The organism is Pseudomonas sp. LPH60, from assembly GCF_030718165.1.
In the GTDB taxonomy this organism is placed as follows: Bacteria; Pseudomonadota; Gammaproteobacteria; order Pseudomonadales; family Pseudomonadaceae; genus Aquipseudomonas; species Aquipseudomonas danubii.
Map to the genome: position 1 here is coordinate 728,438 of NZ_JAVAJH010000001.1, position 15,525 is coordinate 743,962.

The 15,525-nt window shown below is 65.2% G+C and carries 11 protein-coding genes; 6 read left to right on the plus strand and 5 right to left on the minus strand.

The features are described 5' to 3' along the window. Nucleotides 1-79: 79 nt before the first annotated feature. Nucleotides 80-2,554: a TonB-dependent siderophore receptor gene (locus tag Q8O96_RS03310; RefSeq protein ID WP_305948346.1), complete on the plus strand. Its 2,475-nt coding sequence runs from the start codon at nt 80-82 to the stop codon at nt 2,552-2,554. A 55-nt stretch (nt 2,555-2,609) separates the two neighbouring features. Here the strand turns inward: Q8O96_RS03310 and Q8O96_RS03315 are convergent, their stop codons facing one another. After that, nucleotides 2,610-3,518, minus strand: a complete 909-nt coding sequence (locus tag Q8O96_RS03315) for a LysR family transcriptional regulator (protein WP_305948347.1) — start codon at nt 3,516-3,518, stop codon at nt 2,610-2,612. Nucleotides 3,519-3,716: 198 nt separating this feature from the next. On the opposite strand from Q8O96_RS03315, the gene Q8O96_RS03320 reads away from it, so the two are divergent. Further along, complete coding sequence (locus Q8O96_RS03320) at nt 3,717-4,574, plus strand: SDR family NAD(P)-dependent oxidoreductase (protein WP_305948348.1); 858 nt, start codon at nt 3,717-3,719, stop codon at nt 4,572-4,574. Here the strand turns inward: Q8O96_RS03320 and Q8O96_RS03325 are convergent. Then, on the minus strand, nt 4,561-6,111 hold the full coding sequence (locus tag Q8O96_RS03325) for an FAD-dependent oxidoreductase (RefSeq protein ID WP_305948349.1): 1,551 nt from the start codon (nt 6,109-6,111) through the stop codon (nt 4,561-4,563). The genes Q8O96_RS03320 and Q8O96_RS03325 overlap by 14 nt on opposite strands. Before the next feature lie 63 nt (nt 6,112-6,174). Further along, nucleotides 6,175-6,789, minus strand: coding sequence for a LysE family translocator (locus tag Q8O96_RS03330; RefSeq protein ID WP_102864163.1), 615 nt, complete (start codon nt 6,787-6,789; stop codon nt 6,175-6,177). 601 nt (nt 6,790-7,390) lie between these two features. Between Q8O96_RS03330 and Q8O96_RS03335 the strand changes: the two genes are divergently transcribed. Further along, entirely contained in the window at nt 7,391-8,482 is a 1,092-nt protein-coding gene (locus tag Q8O96_RS03335; RefSeq protein ID WP_305948350.1) for a DUF1615 domain-containing protein, read from the plus strand. A 354-nt stretch (nt 8,483-8,836) separates the two neighbouring features. Beyond that, entirely contained in the window at nt 8,837-9,430 is a 594-nt protein-coding gene (locus Q8O96_RS03340) for an ATP phosphoribosyltransferase regulatory subunit (protein ID WP_250330454.1), read from the plus strand. A gap of 154 nt (nt 9,431-9,584) precedes the next feature. Here the strand turns inward: Q8O96_RS03340 and Q8O96_RS03345 are convergent, their stop codons facing one another. Continuing rightward, nucleotides 9,585-10,382, minus strand: a complete 798-nt coding sequence (locus Q8O96_RS03345; protein WP_102880000.1) for a DUF4349 domain-containing protein — start codon at nt 10,380-10,382, stop codon at nt 9,585-9,587. A gap of 196 nt (nt 10,383-10,578) precedes the next feature. Here Q8O96_RS03345 and Q8O96_RS03350 point away from each other — a divergent pair, with 196 nt between their 5' ends. After that, the gene (locus Q8O96_RS03350; RefSeq protein WP_060843155.1) at nt 10,579-10,998 is read left to right on the plus strand and encodes a PaaI family thioesterase; all 420 of its coding nucleotides are present in this window, start codon (nt 10,579-10,581) and stop codon (nt 10,996-10,998) included. Between the two features lie 435 nt (nt 10,999-11,433). Here Q8O96_RS03350 and rtcR read toward each other — a convergent pair whose 3' ends face one another. Next, complete coding sequence (gene rtcR, locus Q8O96_RS03355; RefSeq protein WP_305948351.1) at nt 11,434-13,026, minus strand: RNA repair transcriptional activator RtcR; 1,593 nt, start codon at nt 13,024-13,026, stop codon at nt 11,434-11,436. Nucleotides 13,027-13,230: 204 nt separating this feature from the next. Here rtcR and Q8O96_RS03360 point away from each other — a divergent pair, with 204 nt between their 5' ends. After that, nucleotides 13,231-14,781: an RNA-binding protein gene (locus Q8O96_RS03360; RefSeq protein WP_060838628.1), complete on the plus strand. Its 1,551-nt coding sequence runs from the start codon at nt 13,231-13,233 to the stop codon at nt 14,779-14,781. The last annotated feature ends 744 nt before the right edge of the window (nt 14,782-15,525 follow it).

The window sequence follows — 15,525 nt, forward strand, 5'->3', positions numbered from 1 at the left end:
CCGGTCTTTGCACTTTTGCCCATTCTGATCCGGCTCATCCCCCAGTGGATTCATTTTCAAGATTGGGGGAAGGCAAAACATGTCTGAAGTTCACAAGTCGAAGTTGGCCCAGGCCATCAAGGTCGGGCTCTGGGGCGCGCTGGCGGTGTATGGCGCGGCACTGCTGCCGTTGACTGCGGTGGCGGCCAGCGAACAGACGGCGGTGCGCCGCTTCGATATCGCGGCGGGGGATCTCACCGAAGTGCTGAGCCGTTACGCCAGTGCCGCCGGGGCGGCCATCTCCTTCGATGCGCGACAGACGGCCGGCTTGCGTTCGGCGGGGCTCCAGGGGGATTACGGGGTGCAGGAAGGCTTTGCGCGGATTCTTGCCGGCAGCGGCTGGCAGGCCGAACCGCAGAGTAACGGCAGCTATGTGCTGCGCCCCGTGCCCAAGGGCAATGGCACTCTGGAGCTGGGCACCACTCAGGTCCAGGGCCAGGAGCTGGGGGCCACCACCGAGTACTCCGGTTCCTACACCACCGGCGCGGTGACCATCGGCAAGGGCCAGCACTCGCTGAAGGAAACCCCGCAGTCGGTGACCGTGATCACCCGCAAGATGCTCGATGACCAGAACCTCAACACCATCGACCAGGTGATGGAAAAGACCCCGGGCATCACCCTCTACGACTCGCCCATGGGCGGCAAGTATTTCTACTCCCGTGGCTTTCGCATGACCGGCCAGTACCAGTACGACGGCGTGCCCCTGGACATGGGCAGCAGCTACGTGCAGGCCGACAGCTTCAGCAGCGACATGGCCTTCTACGACCGGGTGGAGATCCTGCGCGGCGCCGCCGGCATGCTCAAGGGTGCGGGCGGCACCGCCGGTTCGGTGAACTTCGTGCGCAAGCGTGGCCAGGCCACGCCCCACACCCAGCTGATGATGTCCGCCGGCAGCTGGGACAACTACCGGGCCCAGGTGGATACCGGCGGGCCGCTGAACGACGCTGGCACCGTTCGCGGCCGTGCGGTGGTGACCCAGCAGACTCGGCAGTACTTCTATGACCTGGGGGAGCGCAAGGATCAGGTCTACTACGGCGCCCTGGACTTCGACCTCAGTGACGACACCACCCTGGGCCTGGGCATGGCCTATGAAGACGTTGACTCGCGCCCGTGCTGGGGCGGCCTGCCACGCTACAGCGACGGCAGCGACCTCAAGCTCGGCCGTTCCACCTGCCTGAACACCGCCTGGAACAACTCGCGCAGCAAGCGCGCGACCTATTTCGCCGACCTCAAGCAACAGCTCAACGATGACTGGGCGCTGAAGGTGGCCGGGGTCTACAGCCGCAACACCCAGGACATCGAGTACGCCTTCCCCAGCGGTTCGGTGCCGGTGGGTGCCGGCCGTTCCAGCACCCTGATGCTGGGCAGCACCTATGACTACGATCAGGTGGACTACGGCTTCGATGCCTATGTCGACGGCCATTTCCAGGCCTTTGGCCAGGAGCACGAACTGACCTTCGGCGCCAACGCCAGCCGCTCGATCAAGGACGACTTCTATGCTGTGGCCGGCTTGCCGCAGCGGCAGAACGTGCTGGACCCCGATCACCATCTGCCCAAGCCTGATGCCAGCTACTACGAAAGCAATTCCACCCGGGGCGGCCCCTCTGATCTGCGGATCCAGCAGCAGGGGCTGTATTCCACTCTGCGCCTGAAACTCGCCGACCCGCTGACCCTGGTCATGGGCAGCCGGGTCAGTTGGTACAAGTCGCAGAACGATGCCGTGGCCTACTGGCGCGACACCCGCACCCCCAGCAGCGCCCGTTCCAAGGAAACCGGCGAGGTCACGCCGTTCGCCGGGGTGTTGTACGACCTCAACGACAACCTCACGGCCTACGCCAGCTACTCCAGCATCTTCACCCCCCAGGGCAGCTATCGGACCCTGGACGGTGCCTCTCTCAAGCCGCTGGTGGGCAAGAGCTACGAAGCGGGGATCAAGGGCGAGTGGTTTGACGGTCGCCTGAACAGCGCCTTCAGCCTGTTCCGCACGATTCAGGAGGATGCGCAGCAGGACGACCCGGCCTGCCCGGACAGCACCTGCTCGCTGAACTCGGGCAAGGTCCGCGCCCAGGGCTTTGAAGCCGAAGTCAGCGGTGAGGTGATCGAGCGCCTGCAACTGCTGGCCGGCTACACCTACACCCAGACCAAGACCCTGGAGGATGCCGACAGCAGCAAGAACGGCCAGTCGTTCAATTCCTACGTACCGCGGCACCTGCTACGGGTGTGGGGCGACTACCAACTGGGCGGTGCCCTGGAGCGCTTCAATGTGGGGGCTGGGGTCAACGCGCAAAGCGACAACTACCGGGTCTCGCCCACCAGCGGCAATCACATCAGCCAGGCCGGCTATGCGATCTGGAACGGGCGCATCGGCTATCGCATCGACGACACCTGGTCCCTGGCGCTCAACGGCAACAACCTGCTGGACAAGCGTTACTACACCACCATCGGTACCGAAGGCTTCGGCAACTTCTACGGCGACCCGCGCAACTTCACCCTGTCGGTCAAGGCCGACTTCTGAGGTCGGGTTGACGGTCGCGCCGGTGCTGGCCGTGCGGGGACCGGGCGCGGCCGCTTCAGGCCCTGGGCGGGTGAGCGTCGAGCAGGGCCATGAAGCGTTGCAATTGCGGCGACGGGTTGTCCCGGTGCCAGTTCATGTAGAGCCCGATGCTCGGCCTGGATTGCGTGCCGACGGCGCTTAGCGGGCGGTAGGCGACGCTGCCTTGCAGCGCCGTGTCGGCCATCGATTGCGGTACCAGGGCCACGCCGAAACCGCAGGCCACCAGACCCAGTAGGGTGTGGATGCGCTCCGCTTCTTGGGCCACCTTCGGGGTGAAGCCGGCTGCCGTGCACAGCGCCATCAGCTGGTTGTGGTAACCGCTGCCCAGGGCCTGGGGGGTGAACACGAAATCTTCAGTGGCCAGGTCCTGCAGGTCCACCTCGGATGCTCGGGCCTGGGGGTGGTCGTGGGGCAGGGCGATGACGATCGGTTCATCGAGGATCAGCCGCGAGACAATCTGCCCTGCGGGCAGCGGCAGGTCGCGCATGAAGGCGAGGTCGGTGTCGTCGTTGAGCAGGGCCTTTAGCTGCCCGGCCGATGGCATTTCCCGCAACGCCAGGCGCACCCCAGGCAGAGTCTGGCGAAAGCGTCGCAGGCTGGCGAGCAGCATCGGGTAGCCGGCCAGTGACAGGCTGCTGATCCGCAGGGTGCCGGCCAGCCCCTGGGCGACATCGCGCGCCTGTTGGATGCCTTGCTCCAGGGTTTCCAGGGTGCGTTGGGCGCTGTGCAGGAAGTCCGCCCCGGCCGGGGTCAGGGTTACGCCACGACGATTGCGCAGCAGCAGGCTGAAGCCGAGTTTTTCCTCCAGGCGGGCGATGGCCTGGCTCAGGGGCGGCTGGGCCATGTGCAGGCGCGCAGCGGCCTTGTGAAAGTGCAGCTCCTGGGCGACGACGATGAACTGGCGCAACAGGCGCGTCTCGATCATGGCGAATGCTCCTTGCTTGGGGGGAACCGCTGGGACTGTAAACCTGGAGGTCCATGGTTTCACAGGTTTTTCTTTGATATTCAGAACCTCTCACAGGGGCTGTAATTTAGTATTAAGTCGTTGATTTTCATGCTGTTACTCTGAGATTGAAGCGGCCTGAGGCTTAAGCGGCCCGAGGTTCAAACAGGAGGAAAAGCGATGGATTTCAGCGGCAGGACGGCCATTGTCACTGGTGCCGGGCGCGGCCTGGGCCTGAGTTATGCCAGGGCCCTGGCCAGCCGTGGCGCCCAGGTGGTGATCAGTGATTGCGGGAGCGACGGCACGGGCCTGGGGATGGATGAAAGCGTCGCCCATGAGGCGGTGCGGGCCTTGCGGGCCAGCGGCGCCAGGGCGGTGGCCGACACCAGCGACCTGAGCACCGAAGCCGGGTGCCGGGGGCTGGTGCAGTGCGCCGTGGCGGCCTTTGGCGGCCTGGATATCCTGATTCACAATGCCGGCTGGGTCGGCTACCAGGCGCTGGAGGAGCTCGACGCCGAGTTTCTCCAGCGCATGCTGGGGATCAATCTGCATGCGCCGATCTGGCTGGCCAAGCACGCCTGGCCCTTTCTCCGGCAATCCACGGCGCCCCGGCTGTTGCTGACCACTTCCGACCGCGCCCTATATGCGGAATATGCACAGCCCGGGCTGTTGGCCTATTGCGCGGGCAAGATGGCCCAGGTGGGCATCATGAATGCGCTGAGCCAGGAAGGCGCGGAGCACGGGATTCGGGTCAACGCGGTGTCGCCGGTGGCCAAGACCCGCATGTGGGGCGTCAGCGACGAGCCGCTCGAACTCAAGCCGGACTGGGTGACGCCGGGGGTGATGTTTCTGGTCAGCGAGGGGTGCCAGGACAGCGGCTATATCCTGCGGGCCAGCAACGGCCAGTTCAGCGCCTGGCGCCCGCAAGAGGCGCCCGGGGTGGATTATCCCCGGGACCTGAAGCGGGTGCGGGCGGCCACGCCGGAGCAGTTCGCCCAGCGCTGGACGCAGATCAGGCTGCCTTTCAACGGGGCTTGAGAGGCGCTGTGCCGCTGTGTGGGGAGAGCTCGCGCTCGCGGAAATAACGCTCCAGCACCCGCGGATCGGCCGAACGTTCGGCCAGGGCCACGTAGGTGTCCGGGCGCAGCAGGTACAGGGCGTTGCGCGCCAGCCCCGCGCGGGCGTGGGCCGGGCGCCAGTCGAAGACCCGCAACGGCACCCGGTGTTCGGCGCACCAGTCCTGTACTGCGTTGCTGGTGACGCCGTAGACGTGCACCTGCCAACCCAGGTACTCCAGGCTGTCGAAGTTGTCGTGCTCGTCGTCGCGGACCCAGGGCAGGCGATCGCCGCCGTGCACCGGGCCGACGCCACCGGCGCTCAGGGGCATGCCCCGGTAGTTGAGTGTGATCTGCGACACGGTGCGAAAGAGAAACTCCCGGGCACTGTCGAAGGCGGCGATCTTCGGCAGCAGCAGGGGCGCCAGGCGGGTGCGTACCAGGTAGGCGACCGGGCCGTCGGCGGTGGCGAAGCTGAACACCCGGTCGGTGGTGGCCACCAGGCGCCGGGCAAACTCCATGCGTTCGATTTCATAGCTGTCCAGCAGGCTTTCGGCGCTTTGGCCGCTGAGCACCGCCGCCAGTTTCCAGGCCAGATTGATGGCGTCGCCGATCCCGGTGTTCATGCCCTGGCCGCCGGCCGGGCTATGGACGTGGGCGGCATCCCCCAGGAGAAACACCCGTCCCTGGCGAAACTGCTCGGCCACCCGGTGGTGCACCTTGTAAGTGGAGAACCAGTTGACTCGGGTGACGTTGACCTTGAGCTGATGCATGGCGCGCTGGCTGACGTCTTCGAAACACAGGTTTTCCGGGTGCTCGGCGCGCTCGTCGCGCACGGTGCCGATCAGCCGCGCGCGGCCGCTGTGGGCCAGGGGAAACACCGCGAGAAAGTCGGCATCGTCCAGGTCCACGTGCAATTGGCCGTCGATGCTCGGGCCGTCGGCCTCGACATCGGCGACGTAGAACACCTGCTGGTAGGTGCCGCCGGGAAAGCCGCTGCCCAGGGTCTTGCGCACCGTGGAGCGGGCGCCGTCGCAGCCGGCCAGGTAGAAGGCCTGGCAATGTTCCTCGCGGCCGTCGGGGCCACGCAGGCGAGCGTTGATCAGGTGGCCGTGATCGGTGAAGGCCAGCAGCTCGGTGTCGCGCTCGACGCGCACGCCCAGCCGTTCCAGGCGTTCGATCAGCAGTTGCTCGTGCTCGTCCTGGGGAAAGATCTGCAGGAAGGGGTAGGGCGTCAGGTCCTCGCCGATGGCGTTGAACGGCAGTTGCGCGGCCCGCTCGCCGCGGACCCAGAGGTTGACCGCCGGCACGTGGTGGCCGCGTTCGACGATGGCCTGGGTCAGGTCCAGCTGGCGGTAGAGCTCCAGGGTCCGGGCCTGCACCGCCAGGGCCCGGGAGGTGGTGCCCGGACCCAGGGTCTTGTCGATGATCCGTACCTTGACCCCCTGCTGGCGCAGCCAGAGCGCCAGCACCAGGCCGGTGGGGCCGGCGCCGATGATCAGTACGTCGCTGCAGTTCATGTGTTTGCCCTCGCTACGAGATCAACGTTATGCATCGGACTGCGGGCGGCGCCTGCCGCGGAGTCAACGCTGGGCGAAGGCCAGGTTCAGGCCCAGCCCCGCGAAGCTTGCGGCAAAGCTGCGGCGCAACCAGTTCTGGACTTTGGGCGACTCGATCACCGCGGTACGGAACAGATTGGCCAGCAACCCGTAGAGCACGAACACGAAGAAGGTCATGGCCATGAACACGCCGCTCAGGAGCAGCATCTGCGGGATCGGATCGCTGCCGTCATGGGCGATGAACTGGGGCAGGAAGGCCAGGAAGAAAATGGTCAGCTTGGGGTTGAGGATGTTCAGCAGGCAGGCCTTGAGCATCAGCGCGCCGGCGCCGTGGCTCACCGCGTTGCTGTCCACGGCAAAGGCCGAGCGATCACGCCAGGTGGCGTAGGCCAGGTACAGCAGATAGGCGACCCCGGCGAACTTCAGGCCCTGGAAGGCCAGGGCGCTGGTGTGCAGGATCGCCGACAGGCCGAGGATCGAGGCCAGCAGGTGCGGGACGATCCCGGCGGTGCAGCCGATGGCGGTGAACAGGCTGGCGCGCTTGCCGGCCACCAGGGCGGTGGAAATGGTCAGGATCACGCCGCTGCCGGGAATCAGCACGACAATCAGGCTGGTAAGCAGAAAATCCAGGGTCAACATCCGGGTGTCACTCCATTGAGGGCGGGGTCATCAAAGTACACCCAGCCACACCGCCAATAGAAGGATTTTAGCCTGTAGCCGCTGCTGAGCCTGCGAAGCTGCGCGAAGGTCCGCAGGACCTTGCCTGGCGATCTCCCGTCGATCACGCAGAGGCCTCAGGGTCCGCATCCTTTCGCAGCCTGCGGCAACGGTGACACAGATCCCGGATCGGCATTGGCCCTGTAGCCGCTGCTGAGTCAAGGCGAAGCTGCGCGAAGGTCCGCAGGACCTTGCCTGGCGATCTCCCGTCGATCACGCAGAGGCCTCAGGGTCCGCAGCCTTTCGCAGCCTGCGGCAGCGGTGACACAAATCCCGGATCGGCATTGGCCCTGTAGCCGCTGCTGAGCCAAGGCGAAGCTGCGCAAAGGTCCGCAGGACCTTGCCTGGCAATCCCCAGCCAAACCGCTATCGATCCTGAGAGCCCTGCGCCCCTACAGACCGTTCGCAGCCTGCGGCAGCGGCTACAGGGGCGTTGCGGGAACAGCGCTCGCATTCTTTGGTCGAACGCCCCATGCCGCTGCTTTACTTGCACGGCCCTCGTCCAGCCCTCTTGCGGAGTCCCATGATTTCCTCTCGTCTTCTCAGTTGCTGCCTGGGCCTGTCGCTGCTGGCCGGTTGCGCCAGCCCGCGTGGCCCCCAGGCACCGACGCTGACCCCGGAGCAGACCCAGGCGCGGATCCTGCGCCTGCTGCCGGCCCAGGTCAGCGACCGCCAGGGCTGGGCCCGGGATATCCAGGTGGCCTTCAGCGCCCAGGGCCTTGAGCCGAGCCCGAGCAACCTGTGCGCGGTGCTGGCGGTGACCGAACAGGAATCCACCTTCAAGGTCGACCCGACAGTGCCGGGCCTGGGGCGCATTGCCCGGGAGGAAATCGACCGCCGCGCGGCCAAGGTGCATGTGCCGGCGTTGCTGGTCAGTGCCGCCCTGCAAGTGCGCGGCGCGGACGGTCAGTCCTACAGCCAGCGTCTGGCCAAGGCTCGCAGCGAGAAGGAACTGAGTGCGATCTTCGATGACTTCATCGGCCAGGTGCCCCTGGGCCAGACCCTGTTTGGCCGTTTCAACCCGGTGCACACCGGCGGGCCGATGCAGGTCAGCATCGAATTCGCCCAGCAACAGGCCCAGGGTTATCCGTACCCGGTGCAGGACTCAATCCGCCATGAAGTCTTCAGTCGCCGTGGTGGCCTGTACTTCGGCATCGCCCACCTTTTGGGTTATCCGGTGGACTACCCGCAGCCGCTGTATCGCTTCGCCGACTTCAACGCCGGCTGGTACGCCAGCCGCAACGCTGCCTTCCAGGCTGCGGTGAGCCGCCTCAGCGGGATCAAGCTGGCCCTGGACGGCGACCTGATCCGTTACGACTCGCTCCTGCCCGGCAGCACCGAACTGGCGGTGCGTACCCTGGGCAAGCAACTGGGGCTGCGCAACCCGCAGATTCGCGCCCAGCTGGAAAAGGGCGACAGCCAGGCCTTTGCCCAGACCGAGCTGTACCGCCAGGTGTTTGCCCTGGCCGACCGCGCGGCGGGCCGACCCGTGCCGCGCCAGCAACTGCCGGGCATCGAACTCAAGAGCCCGAAGATCACCCGCCAGTTGACCACTGCCTGGTTTGCCAAGCGCGTGGATGAACGCTATCAGCGCTGCCTGCAAAGGCCGCTGTAACCCCAAGGGCCTGCCCGTTGTAGGAGCTGGCTTGCCAGCGGCAGGACTCACAGGCCTCTTCGTCGGCGAGTGCCGGATGATTGGGCGGCTTGTCAGGCACTTGGGCCGCGTGGCAGGATGCGGCATGAATTTTTTCCGCCTCGACTCCCGCCTTCATCACCATCGACCTCACCCCCGGGGCCGTGGTCGCTTGTGCGCGTCGAGCCGTCAGTTATCGAGAGAACGCGATCACTGACCGTCGATGAAAAAAAACCAAGGCGCCCTGCAAGGCGCCTTTTTTATTGCCTGTCAAAAACCAAGAGGAAACACCCATGACCATGCTCCGTGGCACTCGAATGATCACCGGCCCGCAAGCTGCCGCCCTACGCACCCTGGAAGAGCGCTTCCGGAGCTGGCTTCATCGAAGCGGGTGCTGAAGAAGTCATAGTCCCGGCGCTGTGGGGCCAGGACACCTTTATCGAAAAGGCCGGAGGCAGTGAAGTCATCGGCCAGATGTGGGCCTTCAATGACAAGGCCGGACGGCCCTGCTGCCTGATTCCGGAAGCCACTGCACTGTTCCAGGAAACCGCCCGCGAGCTGTTGGCAGGACGGGAGCAGGCGATCTTTTTCTACGTCGCTCGCTGTTATCGCTATGAACGGCCGCAAGCCGGGCGGTATCGAGAATTCACCCAGTTGGGCCTGGAGATACTGGGCCCCGAACCCTTGCAGGCGCTGGAGCGCGCGCGGGAACTGTGCGTTGGCTTTCTGGATGCCCTGGGCCTGGAGTACGAGCTCAACCTCGGGGTCAAGCGCGGCCTGACCTACTACCTCAATGGCGAAGGTTTCGAGGTGCGTTGCCCGCAGTTGGGTGCGCAACAGCAAGTGGTAGGTGCCGGCGCCTACCGCGAAGGTGCCGGATTCGGCATCGGCCTGGAGCGCCTGCAACTGGCGCTGCAACCCCAGTCGTAGGCGCTGGCTGGCCAGCGAAGGCGCCGTTGGGAGCGCTGCAGGATTCGCCGGCCTCTTTGCCGGAGAGTCGGCTCCTACGGGGCCTTACGCGGTGTGTGGGCTAACCGTAGGAGCTGGCTGGCCAGCGAAGGCGCCCTTGAGGGCGCTGCAGAACTCAGGGGCGGCGACGGACGAACTTGCGCCACAGCCACACCCACAGCATCGCGAGGGGGAAGGCCAGGATCACGAAAGGCAGGGCATAGCTGCCTTTCTCCAAGGCTTCGGCTGTGCCGTCGGACAGGTTGTCCAGCAGGTTGCTGAAGGCGCGCTTGAGGCTTGAACCGCGTTCGGCGCCGTTGCTGGGCAGGAAGTTCAGGGTCAGGCGGTTGGTGTCCAGGCGACGCTGTTGTCCGGCAGCTGTCTGGGCCAGCGCTTGCAGGTCGTTCTCGATGCCCGCTTGCTCCTTGCTCAGGGCGATCAGGTCGCTGACGCTGATGTCCTTGCGCGCCGCCAGTTCATCCAGGCGCTGTTGCTGGGCCTTGAGTCGCTGTTGCTGGCGTTGCACATCGGCCACGGCATCGGCCAGGTCTTCGGCGCTGGTGATGCGCTCCCCCAGTTCTGCCCCCTGGGACGCCTGCTGGACGATGGGCTCGACCCCCTCCGGAACGATTCGCAGCACCACCCGGGCGCGGTACGGGCCTTGCTCCAGGAGCAAGATGTTGCAGGGGCCGAACTGGGCTTTTTCGCAGGCTTCACGGGTTTGTGTCAGGTGCGGGCCGATTTGTTCGGCAGGCAGGGACAGGGTCAGTTCGTGCTCGTAGGCCAGCAGGGCGCCGGCCTTGCCCTGGGCCCCACCGAGGGCCACCGCAGAGCTGTTGTGATCACTGGGGGAGCAGGCGCTGAGGGCCAGGGCACCGAAGAAGGCAAAGGCCAGTCGGCGGCGGATGGCAGGGTGATCGTCCTGATGTTGCATGGAGGCTCCTTGAGTACTTGAAACTGCGGCTAGAGCGCAGGCGCGCATCTTACCGTTGTTCCCGGGATCACCACGATCGTGGCGCAAGTTATTTTCATCCATTTGCCTGGCTGATGCTCATGGGCACCGTGGTCAATCAGGGCTACACCTGTCGCCCTGTGCAACCCTCGTTACCCAGCGGTTCAAGGAGAACCTCATGAGCGAATCGGACATCCCTCCGGGCTTCAGTCCCTGGCCTCGCAGCAGCCCGCTGCTGGAGCTGATCGGCCCGGTCTATGGGCGTGGCAGTGGCCGTGAACTGTGCCTCGGCCTGCGCGCCGACACCCGCCACGCCAACGGCCGGGGCACGGTGCATGGCGGCATCATCGCCACCCTGGCGGACATCGGCATGGGCTACGCCATGGCGTTCTCCAGCGAGCCGCCGTTGCCGCTGATCACCGCCAGCATGACCCTCGACTACCTGGGGGCGGTGCAGGTCGGGGAATGGATCGAGGTGCGCCTGGAGCATGCCAAACGCGGCCGGCAGATGGCCTTTGCCACCGTGGTGCTGCGAGTCGGCGAGCGTGAAGTGGCCCGGGCCAGCGGCGTCTTCGCCGTCCCAACCGCAGCCCTGTAGCCGCTGCTGAGCCTGCGAAGCTGCGCAAAGGTCCGCAGGACCTTGCCTGGCGATCCCCAGCCAAACCGCTATCGATCTTGAGAACCCTGCGTCCCTGCGGGCCGTTCGCAGCCTGCGGCAGCGGCTACACAAATCCCGGATCGGCATTGGCCTGTAGCCGCTGCCGAGCGTCAGCGAGGCTGCGCAAAGGTCCGCAGGACCTTGCTTGGCGATTGCCAGCCAAACCGCTATCGATCTTGAGAACCCTGCGTCCCTGCGGGCCGTTCGCAGCCTGCGGCAGCGGCTACACAAATCCCGGATCGGCATTGGCCCTGTAGCCGCTGCCGAGCGTCAGCGAGGCTGCGCAAAGGTCCGCAGGACCTTGCCTGGCGATCCCCAGCCAAACCGCTATCGATCTTGAGAACCCTGCGGGCCATGCGCAGCCTGCGGCAGCGGCTACAGCTGCTTCCAGTCCAGGCCGAAGCGCGCCAGGTATTTGCGCAGGCGGTCGGCGTCGTTGGGGTTGGCCTTGCCCTGGCGCGATACGCTGAACAGCCGACGCCCGGCGTCCGACAGGCTGTCGGCGCGGCGGCATTCGGCAATCACCGCCTTGAGTTGCAGGCGGTCGAACAGGTCCAGCTCTACCTCGTCGCCCAACAGTTGCTGCAGTTCATCCTCGGCATTTTCCAGGCCCCAGGCGTGGCGCAGGCGCTGGATTTCCTCCTCGACCTGGGCCTGGTCGATGCGTCCGCTGTCGGCCAGGGTGGCCATGCGGGTGATGGATGCCGACAGCTCGCGGAAGTTGCCCAGCCACGCCGCTTCGCTGGAGCTGGCGAAGGCCAGGTATCGGCGCCGCGCCTCCAGGTTGAAGCGCACCAGTTGCCCTTGCTCCCGGGCGTGGCGTTCCAGTTCGAAGTCAATGTTCGGCTCGATGTCTTCGCGGCGCCCGGCCAGCCCCGGCAGGTTGAAGGTCCAGAGGTTGATCCGCGCATACAGGTCTTCGCGGAACAGGCCCTGGGCCACCCGGTCGCGCAGGTCGCGGTGGGTGCCGGCGATGATCAGGAAGTCACTCTCCACTTCCTGGTCCGCGCCCATGGGGAAGAAGCGCTTTTCCTCGATGGCCTTGAGCAGCATGGCCTGTTCGTCCAGTCCCAGCTCGCCGATTTCATCAAGAAACAGCATGCCGCTGTGGGCCGCCCGCAGCAGGCCCTCCCGGGCGTTCTGGGCGCCGGTGAAGGCGCCCTTGATATGGCCGAACAGCGCCGACATGGCACCGTCGCCGCGCAGGGTGGCGCAGTTGACCTCGACAAAACGCCCCTGCACCTGATGCCGCCCACGCTTGAGCTCATAGATGCGCCGGGCCAGGAACGACTTGCCGGCACCGGTGGGGCCGATCAGCAGCATCGGTGCCTTGGAGCGCACCGCGACCCGTTCGATCTGCTCGATGGAGCGGTTGAACGTCGGGTTGCGGGTGGCGATCCCGGACTTGAGGAAGGCCAGGCCTTCCAGGCGCCTGTGGGCAAAACGCGAGGCGATGCGGTCGTAGCGCGACAGGTCGAGGTCGATCAGCGCATGGGTGCCGGTGGCGTGTTCGCTGGGGTCGCGGCGCCGGGCCGGCGAGGTCTGGATCAGCCGGGCAGGGAGGTAGCGCGCCTCGGTCAGCAGGAACCAGCAGATCTGCGCCACGTGGGTGCCGGTGGTGATGTGCACCAGGTAATCCTCGCGCTCGGTATCGAACGGGTAGGCGCTGGTGAAGTCGTGGAGGGCGCCGTACACCTCTTCAAAATCCCAGGGATTCTTCAAGCCCATGGGGTGCAGGCGTACTTCGGTTTCCGGCGATACCTGGCGCACATCGTTGGCCACCCGTTCGGCCAGGCTGACATCCCGGGCGTCCAGGCCGTGGATCAGTTCCAGGCGCTGGATCAGCACGTCCTGCTGCTGGCACAGACCGACCGTGGGCCGCCAATGGCTCCAGCGATTGGCGCCCTTGCCGACGCGATCGAGGGTGGAACCGATAAAACCGATGGCGACCGTGGGCTTGCTCGACATGTTTATACCTGAAGATAAAAAGCGATAGGCAAAGATATAAAAATATCGAGTCGTTTGTCTTGTCGAATGGCCAGTGAAAAAGCGAATAAAAATAAAACCTTTATAAATCAATAAGTTGAAAAATAATTTGCTGGAAAAATAAAACCTGGCACAGCGGCTGCAATGTATCTGGCAACGAACGAGACAACAGAGCGAGACGCCAAGATGGCCAACTTCCAGCTGTTCAACACCCAACAGGCAAAAGCGCCAGCGAGCACCACCCTGAACGCTTCCAAGGCACCGGCCTATGCCTACAACGCCAAGCATCGCCTGGCCCAGCTGGCGGTCACCGGTTGCCTGAACTCGACCTTCTACACCTCGCCTGAAGGCCAGCTGGACGCGGTGCTGCAACTGGTGAGCGAGCTGGACAGCCGCTTCGTCGCCCAGGCCGCCCGTTACGCTCGGCAGCAAGGCCATATGAAAGACATGCCGGCGCTGCTGCTGGCGGCGCTGACCGCGCAACGCTCGGCCCTGGTGCCGGAGCTGTTCGCCCAGGTGGTGGACAACGGCAAGATGCTGCGCAACTTCGTGCAGATCCTGCGCAGCGGCGTGACCGGGCGCAAATCCCTGGGGTCGCAGCCCAAGCGCCTGGTGCAGAACTGGTTGAACACGGCCAGCGAGCGTCAGCTGTTGCAGGCTTCGATCGGCACCAAGCCGTCCCTGGCGGACGTGCTGAAGATGGTTCACCCCAAGCCAAGCGATGCCTGGCGCGAAGCCTTCTTTGCCTGGGTGATCGGCAAGCCGGTGGATGTGCAGGCGTTGCCTGAGCTGACCCGCGACCTGCTGGCGTTTCGCAGCGGGGCGACACAGGAAGTGCCGCAGGTGCCGTTCCAGCTGCTCGGCAACGAGACCCTGAGCGCCGGACAATGGGCGGCACAGGCCCGCAACATGGGCTGGCAGGGGCTGCGCATGAACCTCAACACCCTGGCGCGCCACGGCGCGTTCCAGGTGCCGGGTTGCAGCGAGTACGTGGCGGCGCGGCTGGCGGATGCGGGGGAGGTGGCCAAGGCCCGGGTCTACCCGTACCAGTTGCTGGCGGCCTACCGCATGGCTGGCGAGGACGTGCCGCAAGCGGTCCGCGAGGCGCTGCAGGATGCCCTGGAGCTGTCCCTGGCCAACGTGCCGGCGCTGGCGGGCCACGTGGTGGTCTGCCCGGATGTCTCGGGCTCGATGCACAGCCCGGTCACCGGCTATCGCCAGGGCGCCACCACGGCGGTGCGTTGCATCGATGTGGCGGCCCTGGTGGCGGCGGCGGTGTTGCGCAAGCAGCCGGCGGCGCGGGTAATGCCGTTCGAGCGGGGTGTGGTGAACATCCACCTCAACCCGCGGGACAGCGTGATGAGCAATGCGCAGAAGCTGGCCAACATCGGCGGAGGCGGGACCAACTGCTCGGCGCCCCTGGCTCAACTGGCCAACGCCAAGAGCCGCGTGGACACCCTGATCCTGGTCTCGGACAACGAGTCGTGGATCGATGCGCGGCGCCACGGCGCTACGGAAACGATGCGCCAGTGGGAGCGGATCCGGGCCATCAACCCGCAGGCGAAGCTGGTGTGCATCGATATGCAACCCGGCGCCACGACCCAGGCGCCAGACCGCGAGGACATCCTCAACGTCGGCGGCTTCAGTGATGCGGTGTTCGATGTGATCGAGCAGTTCACTGCGGGCAACTACGGTGCGCAGCACTGGGTCAAGGCAATCGAGGCGATGCCGCTCTGATCGCTGGAACATGAGATAAACCGTGCGCCGGCCAGCCGGCGCACACCACAGATTTTTTGATCATTGGCCCTGAATGCCGCTGTGACTACATCCAAAGGCGTCTCAGCAACTTTTGTCAGGGCCGGTGACGGCACGAATGCCAGTGGCTGTACATCCTGGTTAAGCCGGTTCGAATCCGGCCATCAGTCACTACTTTTGTCGTGCCACCTTTTTTGCAGTTTTTGCGACGAATGCGGATGGAACTACATCCCAGGTTCGGGATGCGGGTTCGATTCCCGCCGGTGCTGGAAAACGGCGCCGTGGTTCAATGGTCAGAACACGAACGCATTGTTCCATCGACTCTTGTCGTCGCATCTTTTTTCCCGCCTCGGCGGGATGGCAGCGAATGCCACGGGTACTACATTTTGTCGCGGGTTCGAGCCCCGCCAGCCGCAAGGCTGTAGCTCAGTCGGTAGAGCAAATGTGCCTGTTCCCTTGTCGCTGCCCGCAGGCCTGGCCTGCACCGATTGACCCGGCGAATGCCGGTGGAACTACAGGACAGCGAGGTCGCGGGTTCGAGTCCCGTTCACCGCAAGGTGCTAGCTCAGAGGCAGAGCGCGCTGCATGTTCCACCTTCACTTGTCGCCGTCTGTACCAAACACCGCAATTCCGTAGGAGCTGGCTTGCCAGCGAAGAGACCCTTGAGATCGTCTTCTGCGCCCCCGGCTCCTACACACCCTAATGAACAAGGCCGGATCAGCGGCC

Bases quoted from the DNA above. Each gene is read 5' to 3' on its own strand.
- Q8O96_RS03320 (WP_305948348.1), top strand. From the start codon at position 3,717: ATGGATTTCAGCGGCAGGACGGCCATTGTCACTGGTGCCGGGCGCGGC.
- Q8O96_RS03350 (WP_060843155.1), top strand. From the start codon at position 10,579: ATGAGCGAATCGGACATCCCTCCGGGCTTCAGTCCCTGGCCTCGCAGC.
- Q8O96_RS03315 (WP_305948347.1), bottom strand. From the start codon at position 3,518: ATGATCGAGACGCGCCTGTTGCGCCAGTTCATCGTCGTCGCCCAGGAG.
- Q8O96_RS03325 (WP_305948349.1), bottom strand. From the start codon at position 6,111: ATGAACTGCAGCGACGTACTGATCATCGGCGCCGGCCCCACCGGCCTG.
- Q8O96_RS03310 (WP_305948346.1), top strand. From the start codon at position 80: ATGTCTGAAGTTCACAAGTCGAAGTTGGCCCAGGCCATCAAGGTCGGG.
- rtcR (WP_305948351.1), bottom strand. From the start codon at position 13,026: ATGTCGAGCAAGCCCACGGTCGCCATCGGTTTTATCGGTTCCACCCTC.
- Q8O96_RS03330 (WP_102864163.1), bottom strand. From the start codon at position 6,789: ATGTTGACCCTGGATTTTCTGCTTACCAGCCTGATTGTCGTGCTGATT.
- Q8O96_RS03335 (WP_305948350.1), top strand. From the start codon at position 7,391: ATGATTTCCTCTCGTCTTCTCAGTTGCTGCCTGGGCCTGTCGCTGCTG.
- Q8O96_RS03345 (WP_102880000.1), bottom strand. From the start codon at position 10,382: ATGCAACATCAGGACGATCACCCTGCCATCCGCCGCCGACTGGCCTTT.
- Q8O96_RS03360 (WP_060838628.1), top strand. From the start codon at position 13,231: ATGGCCAACTTCCAGCTGTTCAACACCCAACAGGCAAAAGCGCCAGCG.